Genomic DNA, 17,943 nt, shown 5'->3' on the forward strand with positions numbered 1-17,943 from the left:
GTCAGGCCTCGGGGCCGGCCGCCGCCTGCCGGTCCGCGAGCTCGCGGAGGGCCTGGACCTCGAGCCGGACCAGGCGGTCCAGCTCCTCGCCGGTGTAGGTCTCGGAGCCCCCGCGGGCCCGCAGGTAGAACAGCGTGGAGAGGCGGGACTCGCGCCACCCGCGCTCTGCCGCGAGGTCCCCGGCGCTCTCGGCGCGCAGGATCTCCCGGTCGTAGAGGTTCGGCTCGTTGAGCTGGCGCTGGCGGAACTCCGCCTGCCGCTGGGCGCGGATGGGGTCCGGCTCGGCCTCGTCGGGCTCGCGCAACCGCGCCCCGGTCGCCTCGGCCTCGGCCCGCTCGCCGCGGTGGTGGTGGATGTTCGCGGCCAGCGCCAGGGCCGACTCGATCGACTTCCACCGGCCCATCGCCCCGTCGAAGGGCAGCGAGGTCAGCAGCGTGGTCGCCTGCAGCGCGCCGTCGGAGTCGTCCAGGTCCACGAAGAGGTACCGGGCCATGGTGTCGATGTCCTCGAGCTGGGCACCCGAGCGCATGTTGATCCCGCGCGAGAGCTTGGCGGCCAGGGCCAGCAGGCGCTGGTCGTCGGGGTGGCGCTGGGCGATCTCCACCACGACGGACTCCGGGGACCCCGCCTGGACGGGGGCCAGGTCCGCCGCGGTGTCCAGTGCCGGGGCGGGCCGGTGGGTGCGCACCCTGATGGTGGAGCCGAAGGCGATCCGGACCTGCCGCTCGTCCGCCAGGGTGGCGATGACGAGGGCGGGGGTGCCGAAGTCGTCCCGGGTGATGCGGGTCTGCGTCACGGGGGCGGAGGGCTCACCCCTGCGGGTCAGGAACCGGTCACCGGGCTGGACCTGCTGGGCCTTGACGGAGCGCAGGTAGTCCCCGCCGATGTCGTGCCGGGACCGCGGGGAGGAGACGGGGCGCGCGGGGGAGGACGCGGCGGAGGCGGGCGAGGCGGCGGAGCCGGCGCCCGGGCCGGCCGTGTTCGGTGCGGACATGGGTCAGCGCCCCCAGCCCACGTGGGCCAGCGCCTGGCGCACCAGGTTGCCACGGCCGCCGATGAACTCGGCCTGGATCGCGTCGCTCAGCGCCTCCTCGGGGGTCAGCCAGGTCAGCTCGAGGGCGTCGCCGCGGGGCTGGCACTCACCGGTGACCGGGACGAGGTAGGCCAGGGACACCACGTGCTGGCGGTCGTCCGTCAGGCCCGTCTCGGACGGGGAGGGGAAGTACTCGGCCACCGTGAAGGGGGTGATCGAGGGCGGCAGCTGGGGCAGCGCCAGCGGGCCCAGGTCCTTCTCCAGGTGACGCATCAGCGCGGCCCGGACGGTCTCGCGGTACATCACGCGGCCGGACACGAAGGTGCGGCGCAGGTGCCCGCCGCCGTCGGCCAGGTACAGCAGGCCGATCTCCGACACGTACCCCAGGGCATCCAGGCGGACGGGCAGGGCCTCCACGTAGACCATGGGCAGGCGACGGCGGGCCTCGTAGAGATCCTCTTCCGACAGCCACCCGGGATTCGGGTCGGGGGTGCGAACACTCATGCCTCAGTTCTACCCGAGTCCGGGGCGCCGGTCACGCCGCCTGACCGGGGAGGCCCCAAACGGGCCTCAGCCCCGCCGCGCGTACCGCGCCCGGAAGTTCTCCAGCACCTTGCGCGGTTCGGTCACGGTGGCCGCCCGTACCCGGGCGAACAGCTCCTCGGCCTCGGCCGGGTCGTAGTAGCCGTTGTCCGCGTAGGTCTCCAGCCGGTACAGCAGTCCCTCCAGGTCCAGCTCCGGGTGGAACTGGGTGGCGTACTGGTGCCGGCCGATCCGGAACATCTGCACCGGGCAGGCGTCCCCGGCCACCAGCACCACGGCGTGCTCCGGCAGGGTGCGGATGGCCTCCTTGTGCCCCACGAAGGCCTCGAACTCCGGGTCCACGCCCGCCAGCAACGGGTCCGTCCTCCCCGCCTCGGTCAGGCGCACGACGACGGCCCCGGCCGGTTCCCCGAAGGTCCCGTCCACCGTGGCACCCTGGTGCAGCCCGAGGGTGCCGACCCCGTAGCAGGCGCCCAGGAAGGGCACGTCCCGCTCGAGGACGACGTCCAGCAGCCGGCGCAGCTCGGCCTCCACCACGATCTGCAGGTCGGACTTGAACTCGTCCGGGTCCGAGGAGGTGAAGGGACTGCCACCCACGATCACCCCGGAGTGCCGGGGCACCAGCTGCGCCCAGTCCAGGTCCGCCGTCCCGCCCGAGGACGGCCCCGCGGCCGCGACGACCCGGTCCAGCCGCAGCGTGACCAGCTCGCCGGGGCCGAAACCGCCCAGGACGGTGGTGGAGCGGACCTCGTCCGCGGCGACGGCGTCGTCCGCGCGAGTCTGGATCAGCAGGAAGGGCAGCACCTGAGTCAGGGTAGTCGCCGGTTCAGGACCGTCCCCACTTGCCGCCGTGGTAGGGCGCGGCGACGAACTGGCGGAAGCGGTCGTCCCCCAGGGACAGGGCCGCCTCGGCGGGCCAGTTCGGGCGCACCAGGGCGGCGCGGCCGATGCCGACGGCGTCCGCGCGGTCGTTGACCAGGACGGCCTCGGCCGTCTCGTCGGAGGTGATGGAACCGACGGTGGAGACGAACAGCCGGCGGGCGCCGCCGTCGGGCCCGTCCACCGTGAGGCCGCGCCCGGGTGCCAGGTCGAGGTCCTCGGTGCCACGCTTCACGGCCTCGGCGAGGGGCACCTGGTACCCCGGGCCCTTCGGGCCGAGGTAGGTGTCCCCGATGCCACCGGAGGACAGGTCGACCCAGTCCAGCCCGTCGGCCACGAGCGTGCGCACCAGGCGCACGGTGTCCTCCGCGGCCCAGCTGCTCTCCACCCAGTCGGACCCCGAGAGCCGCAGGCCCAGGACCTTGTCACCGGGCCAGACCTCGCGGATGCCGGCGACCACGCGGCGCACCAGGCGGGTGCGGTTCTCGAAGGAACCGCCCCACTGGTCGGTGCGGTGGTTGGTGACGGGGGACAGGAACTGGTGCAGCAGGTAACCGTGCGCGCCGTGGACCACCACCGCGTCGAAGCCGGCGGCATCCGCGCGCCGTGCCGCGGCGACGAAGGCCGCGATGACCTCCTCGATCTCAGCCTCGGTCATCTCGCGGGTGGGCGCGGTCACGGAGACGGCGGGGATGCCCGACGGCGAGACGGTCTCCCAGCCGCCCTCCTCCGGCGGGATGGGGCCCTGGTCGAAACCGGGACGCGCCGGCCAGGTGGAGGCCTTGGACCCGGCGTGGGCCAGCTGGATCCCGGGCACGGCGCCCTGGGAGCGGATGAAGTCGGTGATCGGCGCCCAGGCGTCGCGTTGGGCGTCGTTCCACAGCCCGGTGTCCTGGTCGGAGATCCGCCCCTCGGGGACGACGGCGGTGGCCTCCGCCACGACCATGCCGAAGCCACCGGCCGCCCGCGCGCCCAGGTGGACCATCTGCCAGGGGCCGGGCACGCCGTCCTTCGTGCCCACGATGTACTGGCACATCGGGGGCAGGATCAGGCGGTTGCGGAGGGTCTGGCCGGCCACGGTGGCGGGTTCGAAGAGAAGGCTCATGCTGGGCACAACCACGCGGTGGCCCGGCCGTATTCCGCCGGTCCCCCGGCCGGCGCTTCCTAGAATGGCTCCCATGCCCTCCTTCCGTGTCCGCCTGCAGATCGGCGACCTGCTGCCCGGCCACGCCCCCGAGGAGGTCATGGCCACCGCGGAGGCCGCCCTGGCGTCCGTGTACACGGTGGAGGCCAAGGACCTGGAGGTGGTGGCCCGGGTGCCGCGGATCGTCCTGCGGTTCACGGTGCCGGAGTCCACCTGGGACGGGGAGAACCGCGCGGCCCTCAGTGCCGCGGCGCAGATGCGGCTGGCGGTGATGGAGGTGGCCACCACCGGGCGGCTCGAGGTCCTGCGCCGCGCCCGCGGCCGGTGGGAGCCGGTCGGCCCGGGACGATGAACGCCGGGCCGGGCCCGGCCCGCCCCGGAACGGTCAGACGTCGTCGACCGCGTGGCCCAGCGCCGCCCGGTGCTCGGCGTGGTTGATCCGGTAGCGCCGGTTCTCCGTGGCCAGCAGCACCACGAACAGGCCCATCGCGGCGACGATCGCGACCCACACGGAGTGCATGGATCCGACCAGTCGGGGTACCAGGATGGCCACCAGCCCCCAGGTCAGTCCCAGGGCGATGGTGATGCGTCCGCGCTCGGTCATGGCCATCATGGCCGTGCCCCAGACCACCACGACGATCGTGAGCACCGCCCACACCGCGCCCGGGATCCACAGCAGGTTCAGGCCCAGGGACTGCAGCCAGATGGAGGTGTTCGTGGCCGCGTAGATGACCGCCCAGCCGGTGAACAGGCCGATCATCCCGTCGGTGATGACCCGTTCCACCGGCGTGCGCGCGGTGTAGAGGTTCAGCTGGTGGATGGAGCCCACCAGCAGGGACGTCAGGGCCAGCCAGACGACGAGTTCGGCACCGAGCATGACCCCGCTGCGGGCGATCACGAACCACGCCACGGCCGCCACCATGGCCCCGGACACGCGCCACCCGGTGGTCCGCTGGCGCGCGGCGGCGGCCTGGGACGGCATCCACTGGTGGATGGTGTACACGCCCAGGGCGAGCCACAGCAGGGGCCAGACCAGCATGGCCCACGAGGCCATGGACAGCATCGAGTACCCGCCGGCGAAGCGGCCGCCGTGCAGGTCGTGGAGCCAGGGGCCGGTGGGGTCCTCGCCGAGGAAGCCGAGCCCGTAGATCCCGCCGGCCACGAACAGCAGCCAGGCGAGGGTCACGGTGACCTGGCGCAGCAGGTCGAGGAACCCCGGCAGGGGGTCCGGTTCGCGGGAGGGCAGGTTGTAGGGCGGGATGTACCGGACGGCCTCGGGCTCCGGCTCACTTGCGTAGTCCCCGTAGCCGCTGTCGTCCCCGTAGGTCTCATGGGGCGCGTAGGCCGACGGTGCGGACCGGCCGCCCAGCGTGGCGGCCTCGATGGCCTGGGCCTTCTCCAGGATGCGGTACCGGTGCCGCCACTCCGGCAGGAAGATCCGGGCGCGGTCCAGCAGCTCGGCATCGGTGAGGTCCTCGCCCCGCTCCTCGAGCAGGGGACGGCGCTCCGCCGGGGGGACCCAGTCGGTACCGTCCGCCTCGCGGGCAGCGGCCTGCAACGCCCAGGTCTCCCGCTCGCGCTGGCGCCGGAGCCACTCCTCCTGCTCCTGGCGTTCCATCTCCAGGCGGAGGGCCTCCTCCTCGGCGCGCTGGGCCTCCAGCCGGCGCTCGGCCTCGAGCCGGGCCTCCTCCTCGGCGCGGCGCTGGGCCTCCAGGCGGGCCTGCTCCCGTGCGCGGCGCTCGGCCTCCAGGCGCTCGGCCTCGGCCCGCTCGGCGGCGAGCCGTTCGGCCTCCAGCCGTTCCTCCTCGGCGAGGCGTTCGGCCTCCCGCCGCTCGGCCTCGGCGCGCTCGGCGGCCTCGCGGCGGGCGATCTCGGCCTGCCGGCGCTCCTCCGCGCGGCGTTCACGTTCCTCGGCCAGGCGGACCTTGGCCTGTTCGTAGGCCGCCTTGGCATGGGCGGGGGACTCGTAGATCGCCTGGGAGACCTTGTCCCAGTCCGGTTCCCCGAGCCCGTCCAGCCACTCGTTGAGGGACTCCACGGGATTGACGGGTTCGCGCAGGTTGGCGTGGCGCAACCGCGCCTGGGCGGCCGTGACGCCCTCCGGCGCGCGGTGCCCGGGCGTCCCGCGGTCACCGCGGTCGACGGCCTCGACCCCACGGCCGTCCGGGCGTTCGTCCTGGCGGCCGACCTGCTCCCCGGACGGACCGTCGGACCGGCGGGCGGACGAGTGTCCGTCGGCGGGTTCCTCCGGGCGCGACCCGGAGACCGGGCCGGGCGACACCGGGCCGGTGGACCTGTCCGCTGCAGCCTTCATCCGGTGCAGCGCGGCCGAGGAAGAGGACGTCTCGTCCACCATTCACCCCTCCCTGGAGCGCCGCCGGACGGCGATCACCCCCGCAATGACCAACCCTAGAAGGGTACCCAACACCATGCCCACCACCGCGCTCGCCCATGTCGGAAGGCCAGTCGCGCTCCCGGTGACCCAGCCCAGGCCCACCATGTAGAGGGTCCAGACCAGGGCCCCACCGCCGGACAGCACCAGGAAGGGCCTCCAGGGCAGGGACGCGATCCCCGCGGTCGCCATCGAGGCGGTCCGCCCGCCGGAGACGAACCGCAGCACGAACAGCGTGGCGTAGCTGGGGGCCGGGCCGGCCCGGTCCAGCAGCCGCAGGATGCCCCGGTGGATGCGCTGGCCCCACGTGGCGCGGTCCAGCAGGCCGGTGAGCCGGTACCGGAACAGGGCGTAGAGCCCCACGTCCCCGGCCCAGCAGCCCAGCCAGGCGGCCAGCAGGGAGGGGGCGAGCCCCACGGTCCCGAGCTGCGCCATGGCCCCGGAGCCGATGACGAACAGCTCGCTCGGCACGGGGGGCACCGGCGCGTCCAGGGCCACCAGCAGCGCGGTCAGCGGGTGGAACCACCAGCCGAGGGACTCGATCCAGGCCGCGTCGAGCCCGGTCATGCCACGGGTCGTTCCCGCAGCCGCAGCCCGGAGCTGAACTGCCGCTGCTCACCCGTCAGCGGATCGGTGAAGCCGATGGTGTGGGCCAGCAGCTGCAGGGGCCGGTCGTAGTCGTCCGGGGCGGCGTCCAGCAGTCGCGGGTAGAACGGGTCGTTCAGGATGCCCAGGCCCAGTGCCGCCAGGTGCACGCGCAGCTGGTGGGTGCGTCCCGTCCTCGGGAACAACCGCAGGTGCGCGACGGCGGCGCCCGCCCAGGCACCCGTGGACACCCCGGTGCCCAGCAGCTCGATGCGGGTCTCGGCGTTGGCGCCGATGGTGGGCCGGTTGGTCCGCCGGCCCTTCCGGGCCGGGGTGCCGGGCGAGTGCCCGGAATGGAGCGGACCGTAGTCCAGGGTCCGGGCGGTCAGCACGCCCTTGACCTTGTCCATCCGGTTCCGGTAGGTCAACGGGAACCGGGCGGACAGCGTCTCGGGCCGTGTCCCGGCCTGCAGGGCGGCCACGGCCTCGTAGACCTTCCAGACCTGCCGGCGCTCGAAGAGCACCTGGTAGGCGCCGCGGGTGTCCGGATGGGTGGAGAACAGCACGACGCCGGCCGTCGCCCGGTCCAGGCGGTGCATCGGCACGAGGTGGTCCAGTCCCAGTTGGTTGCGCAACCGCACCAGGGCGGACTCCTGCACGAAGCGGCCGCCCGGGGTCGTGGGCAGGAAGTGCGGCTTGTCCGCCACCAGCAGGTGCTCGTCCTGGTGGAGGACGGTCACCTCGTAGGGGATGGGCTCCTCGTGGGGCACGGACCGGTAGTACCAGACGGACTCGTGCACCCCCAGCGGGGTGTCCTCGGCGACCACGGTCCCGTCGGCGGCGCGGACCTCGCCGGTGCGGAACCGCTCCACGATGCCCTCGGGGTCGACATGGCCCCAGCGGTGCAGCACGTAGTCCAGCACACTGTCCCAGCCCGAGGAGGGGAGCCGGAGGCGGGTGGCGTTGACGCCGTCGCGCACGGGCAGGGGAGGGGGAACGGACACGCCTCTAGTCTTCCAGACCAGGACGAGATCAATTACGCTCTCCTACTAACCAGTAAGTTCGAATTTACTAATTAGTAACCTGAATAAACCTTCCGGTAACACTTAAAACGGGCAAGAGTTCACCCTCGGACCACATTTAGAGCCATGGCAGTTCACATTTCCCGTGGAGACCCACATCACCATGAGACTGAAGGGGTAGCTGACCCCCGGAGGGGCGAGAAGACCGCCGCGGCGCACCAGGCCCATGGGTCCAGACAGTAGGAGATCACGATGTTGCAGTCCGTCATGAAGAACAGCCACGGGAGGCTCGTCTTCCCCTCCAATTTCATCCCGGAGCTGGATGTGACGGCACTGGACAGCCTGGACACGCTCGAGGAGGTCATCCAGCGGGACTTCGAGTCCAAGGCACCGAGCGGCACGGAGATCCTGCAGCGGATCGAACAGGGCAAGTACGCCCGGCGCTCCGACCTGCTGCGCGACATCGCCATGAACCTGTTCTGGACGAACCGGTACGCGATGACGATGTACGACAAGCACGTGACCCGGTGGAAGGACGTGCCGCGCAACCGCGAGGACGTCTACATCCCCGCGCTGACCCCGTGGGAGGACGGCGGCCGGAAGGTCGAGGCCGTGCGCGAGGTCTACCCCACCCTGGACGCGCGGTGGGACGCGACGGTCGAGGACGAGGTCTTCAAGACGCTCTTCGACGTGTTCGCGCATCGGAGGTTCCACGCCACCGAGCTGTCCGCGATCAAGCCGACGGTCGAGCAGATCCTGGCCGACCCGTCCCAGCTGGTGGCACGGATCACCGACTACGACCCCAACTACCCCGTGTTCCGGGACGAGGAGATCCTGGACGTCCACGAGGACGTCCCCCAGCTGGAGGCCCTGCGCCGCTGGTCGATGGTGCTGCACAACCAGTTCCCCTGGGACCGGTCGAAGACCGAGCTGGTCGAGGCCCGGGAGCTGCGGGACGAGGACTACGTGATCGTCTACCGTCCCAAGAGCCGTGACGTCCAGCGCTTCATCCGCCGCGCCACCACCGGCCACAGCGGACGCCGTCGCGCCGGGGCGCCGGCCGTCGAGGCCAAGGCCCCCGTCCGCCCGTACAAGCCCATCGTGGTGCGGGACCTGACCGTCCAGCCCCGGATCCTCGCCCTGGCGGTGGCCGGGGGCGAGGAGATCTGCACCAACGACGACCTGATCCGCAACTCCGCCTACAACTGGTCCCCGATGACCGCCGAGCAGATCGTGGACAAGACCGGGATCCGCGAGCGCCTCTACACCTTCTCCCAGGTGGAGGACCTGGCGCTGAACGCCGCCCGGTCCGCGCTGGACCACGCCGGCGTGGGGCCCGAGGAGGTCGGGGCGGTGATCGTGGCCACGTGCACCAACGATCGGCTGATGCCCTCGATCGCCACCTACGTCTCCGGGGAGCTGGGGATCCACCAGACCAACGCCTCCTACGACCTCATCGCGGCCTGCGCGGGGCTGCCGTACGCGCTCGCCGAGGCCACGCGCATCCTGCAGGACGTCGAGCGCCCGGTGCTGGTGGTCTGCGCCGAGAAGTTCTCGGACAAGATCGGCAACGTCCGGCCCTCGCGGATGATCTTCGGCGACGGCGCCGCGGCACTGCTCATCGGCGTCGCGCCCGAGGGTGAGACCCCGGACCTGGAGTACCTCAACACCTACGCGTCCGGCCCGGTGAGCCAGGTGAACTCGATCATCTGGCCCAACCCGGAGTTCGACAACAACCTCACCGTCTACGGGCCCGAGGTGAAGGACCTGGCCGGGCGGTACCTCGCCCAGATGCTGGGCGAGATCTCCGAACTGCCGGATCCCGACGGGCGGGCCTCCTCCCTGCTGGACAGCGTCGAGCTGATCGTGCCCCACCAGGCCAACAAGTCCATGGTCATCGACCTGGCCACGAAGTCCGGCCTGACCCCCGAGCAGCTGTTCTTCAACATCGACCGGGTGGGGAACACCTCCTCCGCGTCCATTCCCCTGGCGATCTTCGACGCGGTCCGCGACGGCGTGATCGACCGGCCCACCCGGATCTTCGCGCCGGGCTTCGGTGCCGGATCGGTGGCCGGCTACGCGATCATGCGGGTCGACCCCGCCGTGATGGCCGCCCCGGCCGCCGCCGCCGACGCCCACGTGTTCGAGCACGGGTCGTCCGTCGAGGACGTGGCCGTTGCCTTCAACTGAGCACGTGGACCCCGACAACTCCCCCCAGCCCCGTGACGGAAAGACGGTGACGTCAGGAATGTTCGAACGTATCGCAGTAGTGAACCGCGGTGAGGCCGCAGTGCGGCTCATCCGGGCCGTGAAGGAGGTCAACGCCCAGTTCGGCCACGGCATCCGCACCGTGGCCATGTACACGGAGGCCGAGCGGCGGGCCATGTTCGTCCGCCAGGCCGACGAGGCGGTGGCCCTGCGCAAGACGGGGACCGGCAGCCCCTACCTGGACTACGCCGAGCTGGAGCGTGCGCTGGTCGAGTCCCGGGCGGACGCCGCCTGGGTGGGCTGGGGCTTCGTGGCCGAGGACCCCAACTTCGCCGAGCTGTGCGACAAGCTGGGCATCACCCTGATCGGTCCCTCGGCCGAGGCCATGCGCCGGCTGGGCGACAAGGTGACCGCGAAGCTGCTGGCCGAGAAGGTCGGCGTCCCGGTGGCCCCGTGGAGCGGTGGGCCCGTGGAGAGCATGGCCGACGCCCGCCGGCACGCGCAGAACATCGGCTACCCGCTGATCATCAAGGCCCGCAGCGGCGGCGGCGGCCGCGGCATCCGCAAGGTGTACGCCGAGGACGAGCTCGAGACCGCCTTCGAACGCACCCAGGGCGAGGCGCTGCGGTCCTTCGGTGACCCGGTGGTGTTCATGGAGCGGCTGGTCACCCACGCCCGCCACGTCGAGGTGCAGGTCATGGCGGACGCCCACGGCAACGTGTGGGCCCCGGGCGTGCGCGACTGCTCGATCCAGCGCCGCAACCAGAAGGTCATCGAGGAGTCCAGCTCGCCGCTGCTGAGCCGGGAGCAGTCCGATCACCTGCGTCAGGTCTCCGCCGACCTGGTCCGGGCCGCCGGGTACCTCGGTGCCGGAACCGTGGAGTACCTCTACCAGCCCGAACAGCAGCTGTTCACCTTCCTCGAGGTCAACACCCGGCTCCAGGTGGAGCACCCGATCACCGAGGAGACCACGGGGCTGGACCTGGTCCGCCTGCAGCTGCAGGTCGCCGCCGGCCAGCCGCTCGAGGGCGAGATGCCGGCCGAGAACGGTCACGCGGTCGAGGCCCGGCTGAACGCCGAGGACGCGGACAACGAGTTCGCCGCCGCACCCGGCACCGTGAAGCTGCTCGACCTGCCGCTGGGACCGGGCATCCGCGTGGACACCGGCATCGGCCAGGGCGACGTCATCCCGCCGGACTTCGACTCCATGGTCGCCAAGATCATCGCCTGGGGCCCGGACCGTGACTCCGCGCTGGCACGGTTGCGCACCGCGCTGCGGGAGACCACGGTGGTCATCGAGGGCGGCACCACCACGAAGTCCTTCCTGCTGGACCTGCTGGACCGCGAGGAGCTCATCACGGCCTCGGCGGACACCGGCTGGCTGGACCGGACCGGCGCGGGCACCGGCACGTCCCTGTCCGACAAGGCCGACATCGCGCTGCTGACGGCCGCCGCCGAGGTGTATGAGGCGGAGGAGGCCCTGGAGCGCCAGCGCTTCCTCGCCGCCGCCTACGGTGGCCGCCCGCGCGCCGACCACACCGTCGGCCGCCCGGTCGAGCTCGCCCACCAGGGCCAGCCCTACGCGTTCACGGTCAAGAAGACCGGGCCGCACCGGTACCGGGTGATCGGCGACCACGGGGAGACCCAGGTCGACGTCGAGCGACTGGGTGAGTACGAGCGCCGGGTCGTCACCGGCAAGGGGACCTCCATGGTCGTCGCCGTGGAGGGCACCGGCGGCCACCTCATCGAGGTCGACGGCGTCTCCCACCGGATCTCGCGCGACGAGGCCGGACTGGTCCGCACCCCCTCCCCGGCGGTCGTCATGTCCGTGCCGGTCAGCGTCGGGGACGAGGTCGAGGCCGGGGACGTGCTCGTCGTGCTCGAGGCGATGAAGATGGAGACCTCCGTGCGCGCCCCGCAGGCCGGCCGCGTCAAGGAGGTGCTGGCGGCGGTCAACACCCAGGTCGACGCCGGTGCCTCCCTCGTCCGGCTCGAGTCCGCGGACGACCAGGCCGTCGCGGACGACGCCCCGCGGGTCGAGTTCACCGCCGGGGACATCACCACGGGGGAGGACTCGCGGAGCGAGGCCCTGGCCCACCTGCACGGCCTGCGGGCCCTCCTCACCGGCTTCGACGTGAGCGAGACCCGGGGCAAGGACCTGCTGGCCGACTACGACGAGGTCGTGCAGCGCGAGTCCCTGGACGATGCCGGACTGGTCCAGGCCGAGCTCGACCTGCTGACGACGTTCGCGGACCTGTGCGAACTCGCCCGCAACCGGCCGGCACTGCGGGAGGACGAACTGGACACCCGCGTGCACAGCCCGCGGGAGCACTTCCACACCTACCTGCACTCCCTGGACGCGGAGGGCGAGGGCCTGCCGACGTCGTTCCAGGACCGGCTCTCCCGTGCCCTGCGGCACTACGACGTCATGAGCCTGGACCGCACCCCGGAGCTGGAGCAGGCGGTCTTCCGCCTGTTCCTGGCCCAGCAGCGCATCGACCACCAGGTCCCCGTCGTCCTGGGGCTGCTCGAGCGCTGGCTCGAGGACCGCCAGCCGATCGGCCGGACGATCGGGGGCGTGGAGGAGGTGCTGGACCGCCTCGTCGTGGCGACCCAGGCCCGGTTCTCGGTCATCGGCGACGTGGCCCGCAACCTCCGGTACCGCCTCTTCGAGGAGCCGCGCATCCGGGCTGCCCGTGAACAGGTCTTCGACCGGGTGCGGGGCAGCGTCTCCTACCTCGCGGCGCACCCGGAGGCCGGCGACCGCCAGGCGCGGATCGACGAGATCGTCGCCGGACCGGAGCCGATCCTGAGCCTGGTCGGGGAGTCGGTGCGCGGCAACCGGATCGGCGAGGCCGAACTGCTCGAGGCCATCACACGCCGGTTCTACAAGATCCGCACCCTGACCGACGTGCAGTCGGTCACGGCGGCGGGGCGCCCCGTGATCACCGGGACCTTCGACCTGCGCGGGACCCGGCTGGCACTGGTCTCCGCCGTGGGGTCCTTCGAAGGGCTCCGGGAGACCCTCTCGGCCCTGGAGCCGGTCGCGGCCGGACTCGACGGCGAGATCGTCCTGGACCTCTACCTGTCCTGGGACGGCCGTCCCGAGGACCCGGACGAGATGTCCGACGCGCTGCGGGAGGCGCTCTCGGCGACCGGCTGGACCGCCGTGGCCCGGCGCGTCAGCGTCGCCGCCTTCGGCCCCGCGGGCTCGGCCCACCGCCAGTTCACCTTCCGTCCCTCGGGCGGGCAGCTGCAGGAGGAGCGGGTCACGCGGGACATGCACCCGCTCACGGGTCAGCGCGTGGAACTGTGGCGACTGAAGGAGTTCAACGGGACGCGACTGCCGGCCGAACCGGACACCTTCCTCTTCCACCTCGAGGCCAAGGAGAACCCGGCCGACGAGCGCATCGTGGCGCTCGCCGAGATTCGCGACGTCACCCCGGACCTGGACGCGGAGGGCAACGTCACCGGACTGCCGGTGGCCGAGCGCACCATCGCCGCCTGCCTGGCCGGCATCCGCCGCGCGCAGGCCCGGCGCGGCACCAAGCGCCGGCTGTTCGCGAACCGGGTGGTGCTGTACGCCTGGCCGGTGTTCGACCACCGCATCGAGGAGATCGCGGCCGTGGTGGCCCGCAACCTCCGTCCGCTGACCCTGGGTGTGGGCCTCGAGGAGATCACCCTGGTCTTCCGCATGCAGGACCGGCCGGGCGCGGAGCCGCACGAGCAGGCCCTGCGCTACGTCTTCGAGGCCGGAGGCGTCAGCATCCGGGTGACGGAGCCGGACACGGAGCCGCTGCCGCCGATGGACGCCTACACGCAGAAGGTCCACCGGGCACGGTCCCGCGGGAACGTGTACCCGTACGAGATCATCCCCATGCTCACCGGCGAGACGGGTTCGTTCAGCGAACACGACCTGGACGAGGTCGGCCGGATGGTCCCCGTGGACCGTCCGTACGGGAAGAACACGGCGGGCATCGTGGCCGGCGTGGTCACCACGCCGACCAAGCGGTACCCCGAGGGCATGAGCCGCGTGGTGCTGTTCGGGGACCCGACCAAGGCGCTGGGCTCGCTGGCCGAGCCGGAGTGCGCCCGGGTGGTGGCCGCGATCGACCTCGCCGAGGAGAAGGGCATCCCGGTCGAGTGGTTCGCGCTGTCCGCCGGTGCCGAGATCTCCATGGATCGCGGCACCGAGAACATGGACTGGGTGTCCCGCGCGCTGCGCCGGATCGTGACCTTCACGCAGGGCGGCGGCGAGGTGAACATCGTCGTGGCCGGGATCAACGTGGGTGCGCAGCCGTACTGGAACGCCGAGGCGACCATGCTCATGCACACCAAGGGCATCCTCGTGATGACCCCGGACAGCGCCATGGTGCTCACCGGCAAGCACTCCCTGGACTACGCGGGCGGTGTCTCCGCCGAGGACAACTTCGGCATCGGTGGTTACGACCGCGTCATGGGCCCGAACGGCCAGGCGCAGTACTGGGCCCCGGACCTGGCCTCGGCGGTGGACGTGCTGTTCGCGCACTACGACCACGCCTACGTCGCCCCGGGGGAGCGCTTCCCGCGCCCGGCTCCCACGTCGGACCCGGTGGACCGGGACGTGCGGACCTATCCGCACACCCACCCGTCCAGCGACTTCACCACGGTCGGGGACATCTTCTCGGCCGAGGCGAACCCGGACCGGAAGAAGCCCTACGACATCCGCACGGTGATGCGGGCGGTCGCGGACCAGGACCACAAGGTGCTCGAGCGCTGGGCGGACATGGCCGACGCCGACACCTCCGTGGTCTTCGACGCGCACCTGGGCGGTCACCCGGTGTGCCTCGTGGGCATCGAGTCCCGCGCGGTGCAGCGCACGGGCCAGTACCCGACCGACGGTCCGGACCAGTGGACCGCGGGCACCCTGTTCCCGCGCTCGTCCAAGAAGACGGCGCGGGCGATCAACGCGGCCAGCGGCAACCGGCCGCTGGTGGTGCTGGCCAACCTGTCCGGCTTCGACGGCTCCCCGGAGTCGATGCGGACCTGGCAGCTGGAGTACGGCGCCGAGATCGGCCGGGCGATCGTGAACTTCGACGGCCCGATCGTGTTCTGCGTGCTCACGCGGTACCACGGCGGTGCCTTCGTGGTCTTCTCGGGCACGCTGAACGAGACCATGGAGGTCGCCGCCGTCGAGGGCGCCTACGCCTCCGTGCTCGGCGGGTCCTCGGCCGCCGCGGTGGTGTTCACCAAGGACGTCAACGCCCGGGTGGCCGCGGATCCGCGGGTCCAGGAGCTGATCGCCGCCGTGGAGGCCGCGGATGACACCGACCGTGCCCGGATGCTCGTCCAGCTGACCGAGCTGCGCGCCGAGGTGCGTTCGGAGAAGCTCAGCGAGGTGGGCTCCGAGTTCGACCGCAAGCACAGCATCGAGCGGGCCCGCGAGGTGGGCTCGGTGGATGTCATCGTGCCGGCCGGCGGACTGCGGCCCTACCTGGTGGATGCCGTCGAGCGCGGGCTGCGCCAGGCCGGCGTCACCCTCGAGGACGCGGAGGAGGCCCAGACCGCCGACGTGCGGTGAGGCCGGTGCGGGCCCGCTCCACCGCGGGCCCGCACCACCCGTGCATCAGGTGCGGGATCCGGCGCCGGGGACGTCCCCGGACGGCGACGGGTCCCGCACCTGAGCTGTCCGGCCCGGCGGTCCGGGTCAGTGGCCGGTGGTCTCGTCGTCGCTGTCCGGCCCGCGGTCGGCCGGCACCAGGACGGTGATGTTGCCGGGGCCGGGCCGGGTGCGGCCCGTCCGGCCGGCGGGGATCTCGGCGCCGACGTCGGCGATCACCGATTCCAGCACCGCGCCGGCCGGCACGGTCGCCTGGCCCAGCAGGACCGACCGGGACACCCTGGCCCCGGCCTCCACGACCACGCCGGGCCCGATGACGCTGTGCTCGACCTCGCCGTGGATCCGGGCGCCGGCGGAGATGAGCGAGGTCGAGACGGTGGCCCTCGTGTCGATCCAGGCCGGGGGCGTGGACTCGGCGTTGGTGATCAACGGCCAGCCGGGCCTGCTCAATTGCAGGCCTCGCTGCTCCAGCAGCTCCATGTGGGCCTTGAAGTAGGCGTCGATGGTCCCGATGTCCCTCCAGTACCCCTCGAGCCGGTACTCGTGGACGCGGCACTCCTGGACGAAGTGCGGCAGGATCGTCTCCCCGTAGTCACCCAGGGAGGTGCCCTCCGGGTCGTCTCGTTCCGCGGTGAGGCGGCGGGTGGCCCGGGCCAGGGCGGCGACGTCGAAGAGGAAGATCTCGGCCGCCACCAGGTTCCCGGCGGGGTCCTCGGGCTTGTAGTCGTAGTCGGTGACCGTGCCGTCGCGGGCCACCTGCACCACGCCGAACCGGGACGGGTCCTCGTCGGTCTCGGTGGTCACGACCGTCAGGTCCGAGCCGCGCTCGCGGTGCTGGTCCAGGGCCGGACCGAGGTCGAACTGGTAGAGGTGGTCGGCGCTGAGCACCACGACGGTCTCCGCGCCGAAGGCCTCCAGCAGGGACAGCTGCTGGAACAGGGCGTGGCCGTTGCCGGCGGAGAACCCCTCCTCGATGCGGCCCTCCGCGGGGGGCAGGATCCGCAGGCCGTGGCGGGTTCCGTCCAGGTCCCAGGGCCTGCCCCCGGCCAGGTGCTGGTTCAGGGTGAAGGGACGGTACTGCTCGGCCACCCACACGTCCCGGAGCCCCGAGTGGGCCAGGTTGGACAGCACCACGTCGATCAGCCGGTACTGCCCGGCGACGGGGACGGCGGGCTTGGACCGCGCATCGGTCAGCGGCGAGAGCCGTGATCCGCGGCCGCCGGCCAGCACCAGGGCCACGGTGCGGCGGGCGGGGTCGTCGGGGAAGGGGTCGGCCATGGCTCCTCCTGTCGCGTCGGCGTCCGGGCTCCCGGCGCCGGGGATGGTCCCCGGGCGCCCTCCGGTGGGCGGCCCGCAGGCTCGCCACCGTGTCAGGCCCCGGCGTTCGTTCCGGCCTTCACGGTAACCCGTGCGCAACCACCCCGTCAGCCGACCCCGCCCCGTCAACCGTCAGGTGTCGTCAGCCGATCCACCCCGTCCACCCGGCCGTCACCGTTGGCAGTGGGGGCACCAGAAGAGCACGCGCTCGGGGGTCCCGGACTCGAGGTCCCCGAACTGCTCGACGACGACCGGTCCGCCACAGCGCAGGCAGCCCTTCCGCTCCCGGCCGTAGACCCAGTAGTTCGGTTGCCGGCGGGTGGGCAGCCCGGCACCGGCAGCAACGGCAGCGCCGGCAGCGCTTGCCGTGCTCGCCGCTCCGGCGCGGCCGCGTGGATCGCCGTCCACGGGAACCCCGCCCGGCGTGAACCGCGCGCCGCCCGCGTCCCGCCGGCCCCCCGCGCGGCGCCCCTCCGGGGCGGGCCGCACCCGGACGCCGTAGGCGGCGTCGCCGTCGGGCAGGACCCCGGTGGTACCGCGCGGCCCGGGGCCGGTGTTGACCCGCATCAGGTCCCGCGCCAGCAGCACCAGTCCGGGCAGGTCCGGCACGGCACCCACCGGCCGGTGGGGGTGGAGCCCGGCCAGCAGCAGGGTCTCGCAGCGGTAGATGTTGCCGATCCCGGAGACCAGGCGCTGGTCCAGCAGGGCCAGCCCGATCGGCCGCTGCGGGTCCGCCTGCAGCCGCGCCACCGACTCACGGAGCAGCCGGGCCGCGTCCGCGGGGTCATCCCACGCCGGATCGAGCAGGTCCGGTCCCAGGAAGGCCAGCCGCTCGGCGACGGAGGCCGTCGGCAGTACCTCCAGCAGTCCGAGCTGGAACCCGACGACCTGGTCCCCGGCCGTCTCCAGGACGCACCGGGCCTGCCAACCGGGGGAGCGCCACCGGGGCCGGACCGGGCCGCCGTCGGGACCGGTGCGCGAGTACACGTCCCAGTGCCCCTCCATCTTCAGGTGGGACAGCACGGCGCGCTCACCGGTCTCGATGACCAGGTACTTGGCCCGCGGCCACACCGCGCCCACGGTGCTGCCGGACAGGTCTGCGGTGGCCAGCTGGGGGACCCGGAAGTCGGTGCGCAGCAGGGACTGCCCGGCCAGCACGGGGCGCAACCGGTTGGCCACCCGGACCAGGGAGTCACCCTCGGGCATGCCGGCCTCCGGGGC

Annotated in this window: 12 protein-coding genes; 3 read left to right on the forward strand and 9 right to left on the reverse strand. The window is 72.5% G+C overall.

Translation table 11 applies throughout. From position 1 onward, the window contains the following. Nucleotide 1: 1 nt before the first annotated feature. The 4 genes from Q0283_RS02820 to Q0283_RS02835 form a co-directional block, all read right to left on the reverse strand. Nucleotides 2-994 (reverse strand): DUF6707 family protein, encoded by a 993-nt coding sequence (locus Q0283_RS02820; protein WP_183530149.1) that lies wholly within the window; start codon nt 992-994, stop codon nt 2-4. A gap of 3 nt (nt 995-997) precedes the next feature. Continuing rightward, the gene (locus Q0283_RS02825; protein ID WP_010143666.1) at nt 998-1,537 is read right to left on the reverse strand and encodes an NUDIX hydrolase family protein; all 540 of its coding nucleotides are present in this window, start codon (nt 1,535-1,537) and stop codon (nt 998-1,000) included. A gap of 66 nt (nt 1,538-1,603) precedes the next feature. Further along, nucleotides 1,604-2,380, reverse strand: a complete 777-nt coding sequence (locus tag Q0283_RS02830; RefSeq protein ID WP_298042755.1) for a glutamine amidotransferase — start codon at nt 2,378-2,380, stop codon at nt 1,604-1,606. 22 nt (nt 2,381-2,402) lie between these two features. Continuing rightward, on the reverse strand, nt 2,403-3,560 hold the full coding sequence (locus Q0283_RS02835) for an NADH:flavin oxidoreductase/NADH oxidase (protein ID WP_183523239.1): 1,158 nt from the start codon (nt 3,558-3,560) through the stop codon (nt 2,403-2,405). A gap of 73 nt (nt 3,561-3,633) precedes the next feature. Here Q0283_RS02835 and Q0283_RS02840 point away from each other — a divergent pair, with 73 nt between their 5' ends. Continuing rightward, nucleotides 3,634-3,951: a hypothetical protein gene (locus tag Q0283_RS02840; RefSeq protein WP_183523241.1), complete on the forward strand. Its 318-nt coding sequence runs from the start codon at nt 3,634-3,636 to the stop codon at nt 3,949-3,951. Between the two features lie 33 nt (nt 3,952-3,984). On the opposite strand, the gene Q0283_RS02845 is transcribed toward Q0283_RS02840, so the two are convergent. The 3 genes from Q0283_RS02845 to Q0283_RS02855 are packed head-to-tail and all read right to left on the reverse strand — an operon-like array spanning nt 3,985 to nt 7,580. Beyond that, on the reverse strand, nt 3,985-5,955 hold the full coding sequence (locus Q0283_RS02845) for a DMT family transporter (protein ID WP_298042759.1): 1,971 nt from the start codon (nt 5,953-5,955) through the stop codon (nt 3,985-3,987). Next, nucleotides 5,956-6,558, reverse strand: coding sequence for a DedA family protein (locus Q0283_RS02850; protein WP_183523245.1), 603 nt, complete (start codon nt 6,556-6,558; stop codon nt 5,956-5,958). Further along, complete coding sequence (locus tag Q0283_RS02855; RefSeq protein ID WP_183523246.1) at nt 6,555-7,580, reverse strand: pseudouridine synthase; 1,026 nt, start codon at nt 7,578-7,580, stop codon at nt 6,555-6,557. The genes Q0283_RS02850 and Q0283_RS02855 overlap by 4 nt, the downstream gene beginning before the upstream one ends. A gap of 270 nt (nt 7,581-7,850) precedes the next feature. Here Q0283_RS02855 and Q0283_RS02860 point away from each other — a divergent pair, with 270 nt between their 5' ends. Both Q0283_RS02860 and Q0283_RS02865 read left to right on the forward strand, forming a co-directional pair. Beyond that, entirely contained in the window at nt 7,851-9,788 is a 1,938-nt protein-coding gene (locus Q0283_RS02860; protein ID WP_183523247.1) for a ketoacyl-ACP synthase III, read from the forward strand. Between the two features lie 58 nt (nt 9,789-9,846). Further along, complete coding sequence (locus Q0283_RS02865; RefSeq protein ID WP_183523248.1) at nt 9,847-15,366, forward strand: carboxyl transferase domain-containing protein; 5,520 nt, start codon at nt 9,847-9,849, stop codon at nt 15,364-15,366. Nucleotides 15,367-15,492: 126 nt separating this feature from the next. Here Q0283_RS02865 and Q0283_RS02870 read toward each other — a convergent pair whose 3' ends face one another. Both Q0283_RS02870 and Q0283_RS02875 read right to left on the reverse strand, forming a co-directional pair. Further along, complete coding sequence (locus Q0283_RS02870) at nt 15,493-16,683, reverse strand: glucose-1-phosphate adenylyltransferase family protein (RefSeq protein WP_183523249.1); 1,191 nt, start codon at nt 16,681-16,683, stop codon at nt 15,493-15,495. 210 nt (nt 16,684-16,893) lie between these two features. Beyond that, a complete protein-coding gene (locus tag Q0283_RS02875; RefSeq protein WP_183523250.1) occupies nt 16,894-17,928 on the reverse strand; it encodes a DNA-formamidopyrimidine glycosylase family protein in 1,035 nt (344 codons plus the stop codon). Between the last annotated feature and the right edge of the window lie 15 nt (nt 17,929-17,943).

The sequence above is a fragment of the uncultured Citricoccus sp. genome, assembly GCF_937871995.1.
Lineage (GTDB): Bacteria > Actinomycetota > Actinomycetes > Actinomycetales > Micrococcaceae > Citricoccus.

Bases quoted from the DNA above. Each gene is read 5' to 3' on its own strand.
- Q0283_RS02820 (WP_183530149.1), bottom strand. From the start codon at position 994: ATGTCCGCACCGAACACGGCCGGCCCGGGCGCCGGCTCCGCCGCCTCG.
- Q0283_RS02850 (WP_183523245.1), bottom strand. From the start codon at position 6,558: ATGACCGGGCTCGACGCGGCCTGGATCGAGTCCCTCGGCTGGTGGTTC.
- Q0283_RS02870 (WP_183523249.1), bottom strand. From the start codon at position 16,683: ATGGCCGACCCCTTCCCCGACGACCCCGCCCGCCGCACCGTGGCCCTG.
- Q0283_RS02825 (WP_010143666.1), bottom strand. From the start codon at position 1,537: ATGAGTGTTCGCACCCCCGACCCGAATCCCGGGTGGCTGTCGGAAGAG.
- Q0283_RS02865 (WP_183523248.1), top strand. From the start codon at position 9,847: ATGTTCGAACGTATCGCAGTAGTGAACCGCGGTGAGGCCGCAGTGCGG.
- Q0283_RS02840 (WP_183523241.1), top strand. From the start codon at position 3,634: ATGCCCTCCTTCCGTGTCCGCCTGCAGATCGGCGACCTGCTGCCCGGC.
- Q0283_RS02835 (WP_183523239.1), bottom strand. From the start codon at position 3,560: ATGAGCCTTCTCTTCGAACCCGCCACCGTGGCCGGCCAGACCCTCCGC.
- Q0283_RS02845 (WP_298042759.1), bottom strand. From the start codon at position 5,955: ATGGTGGACGAGACGTCCTCTTCCTCGGCCGCGCTGCACCGGATGAAG.
- Q0283_RS02875 (WP_183523250.1), bottom strand. From the start codon at position 17,928: ATGCCCGAGGGTGACTCCCTGGTCCGGGTGGCCAACCGGTTGCGCCCC.
- Q0283_RS02860 (WP_183523247.1), top strand. From the start codon at position 7,851: ATGTTGCAGTCCGTCATGAAGAACAGCCACGGGAGGCTCGTCTTCCCC.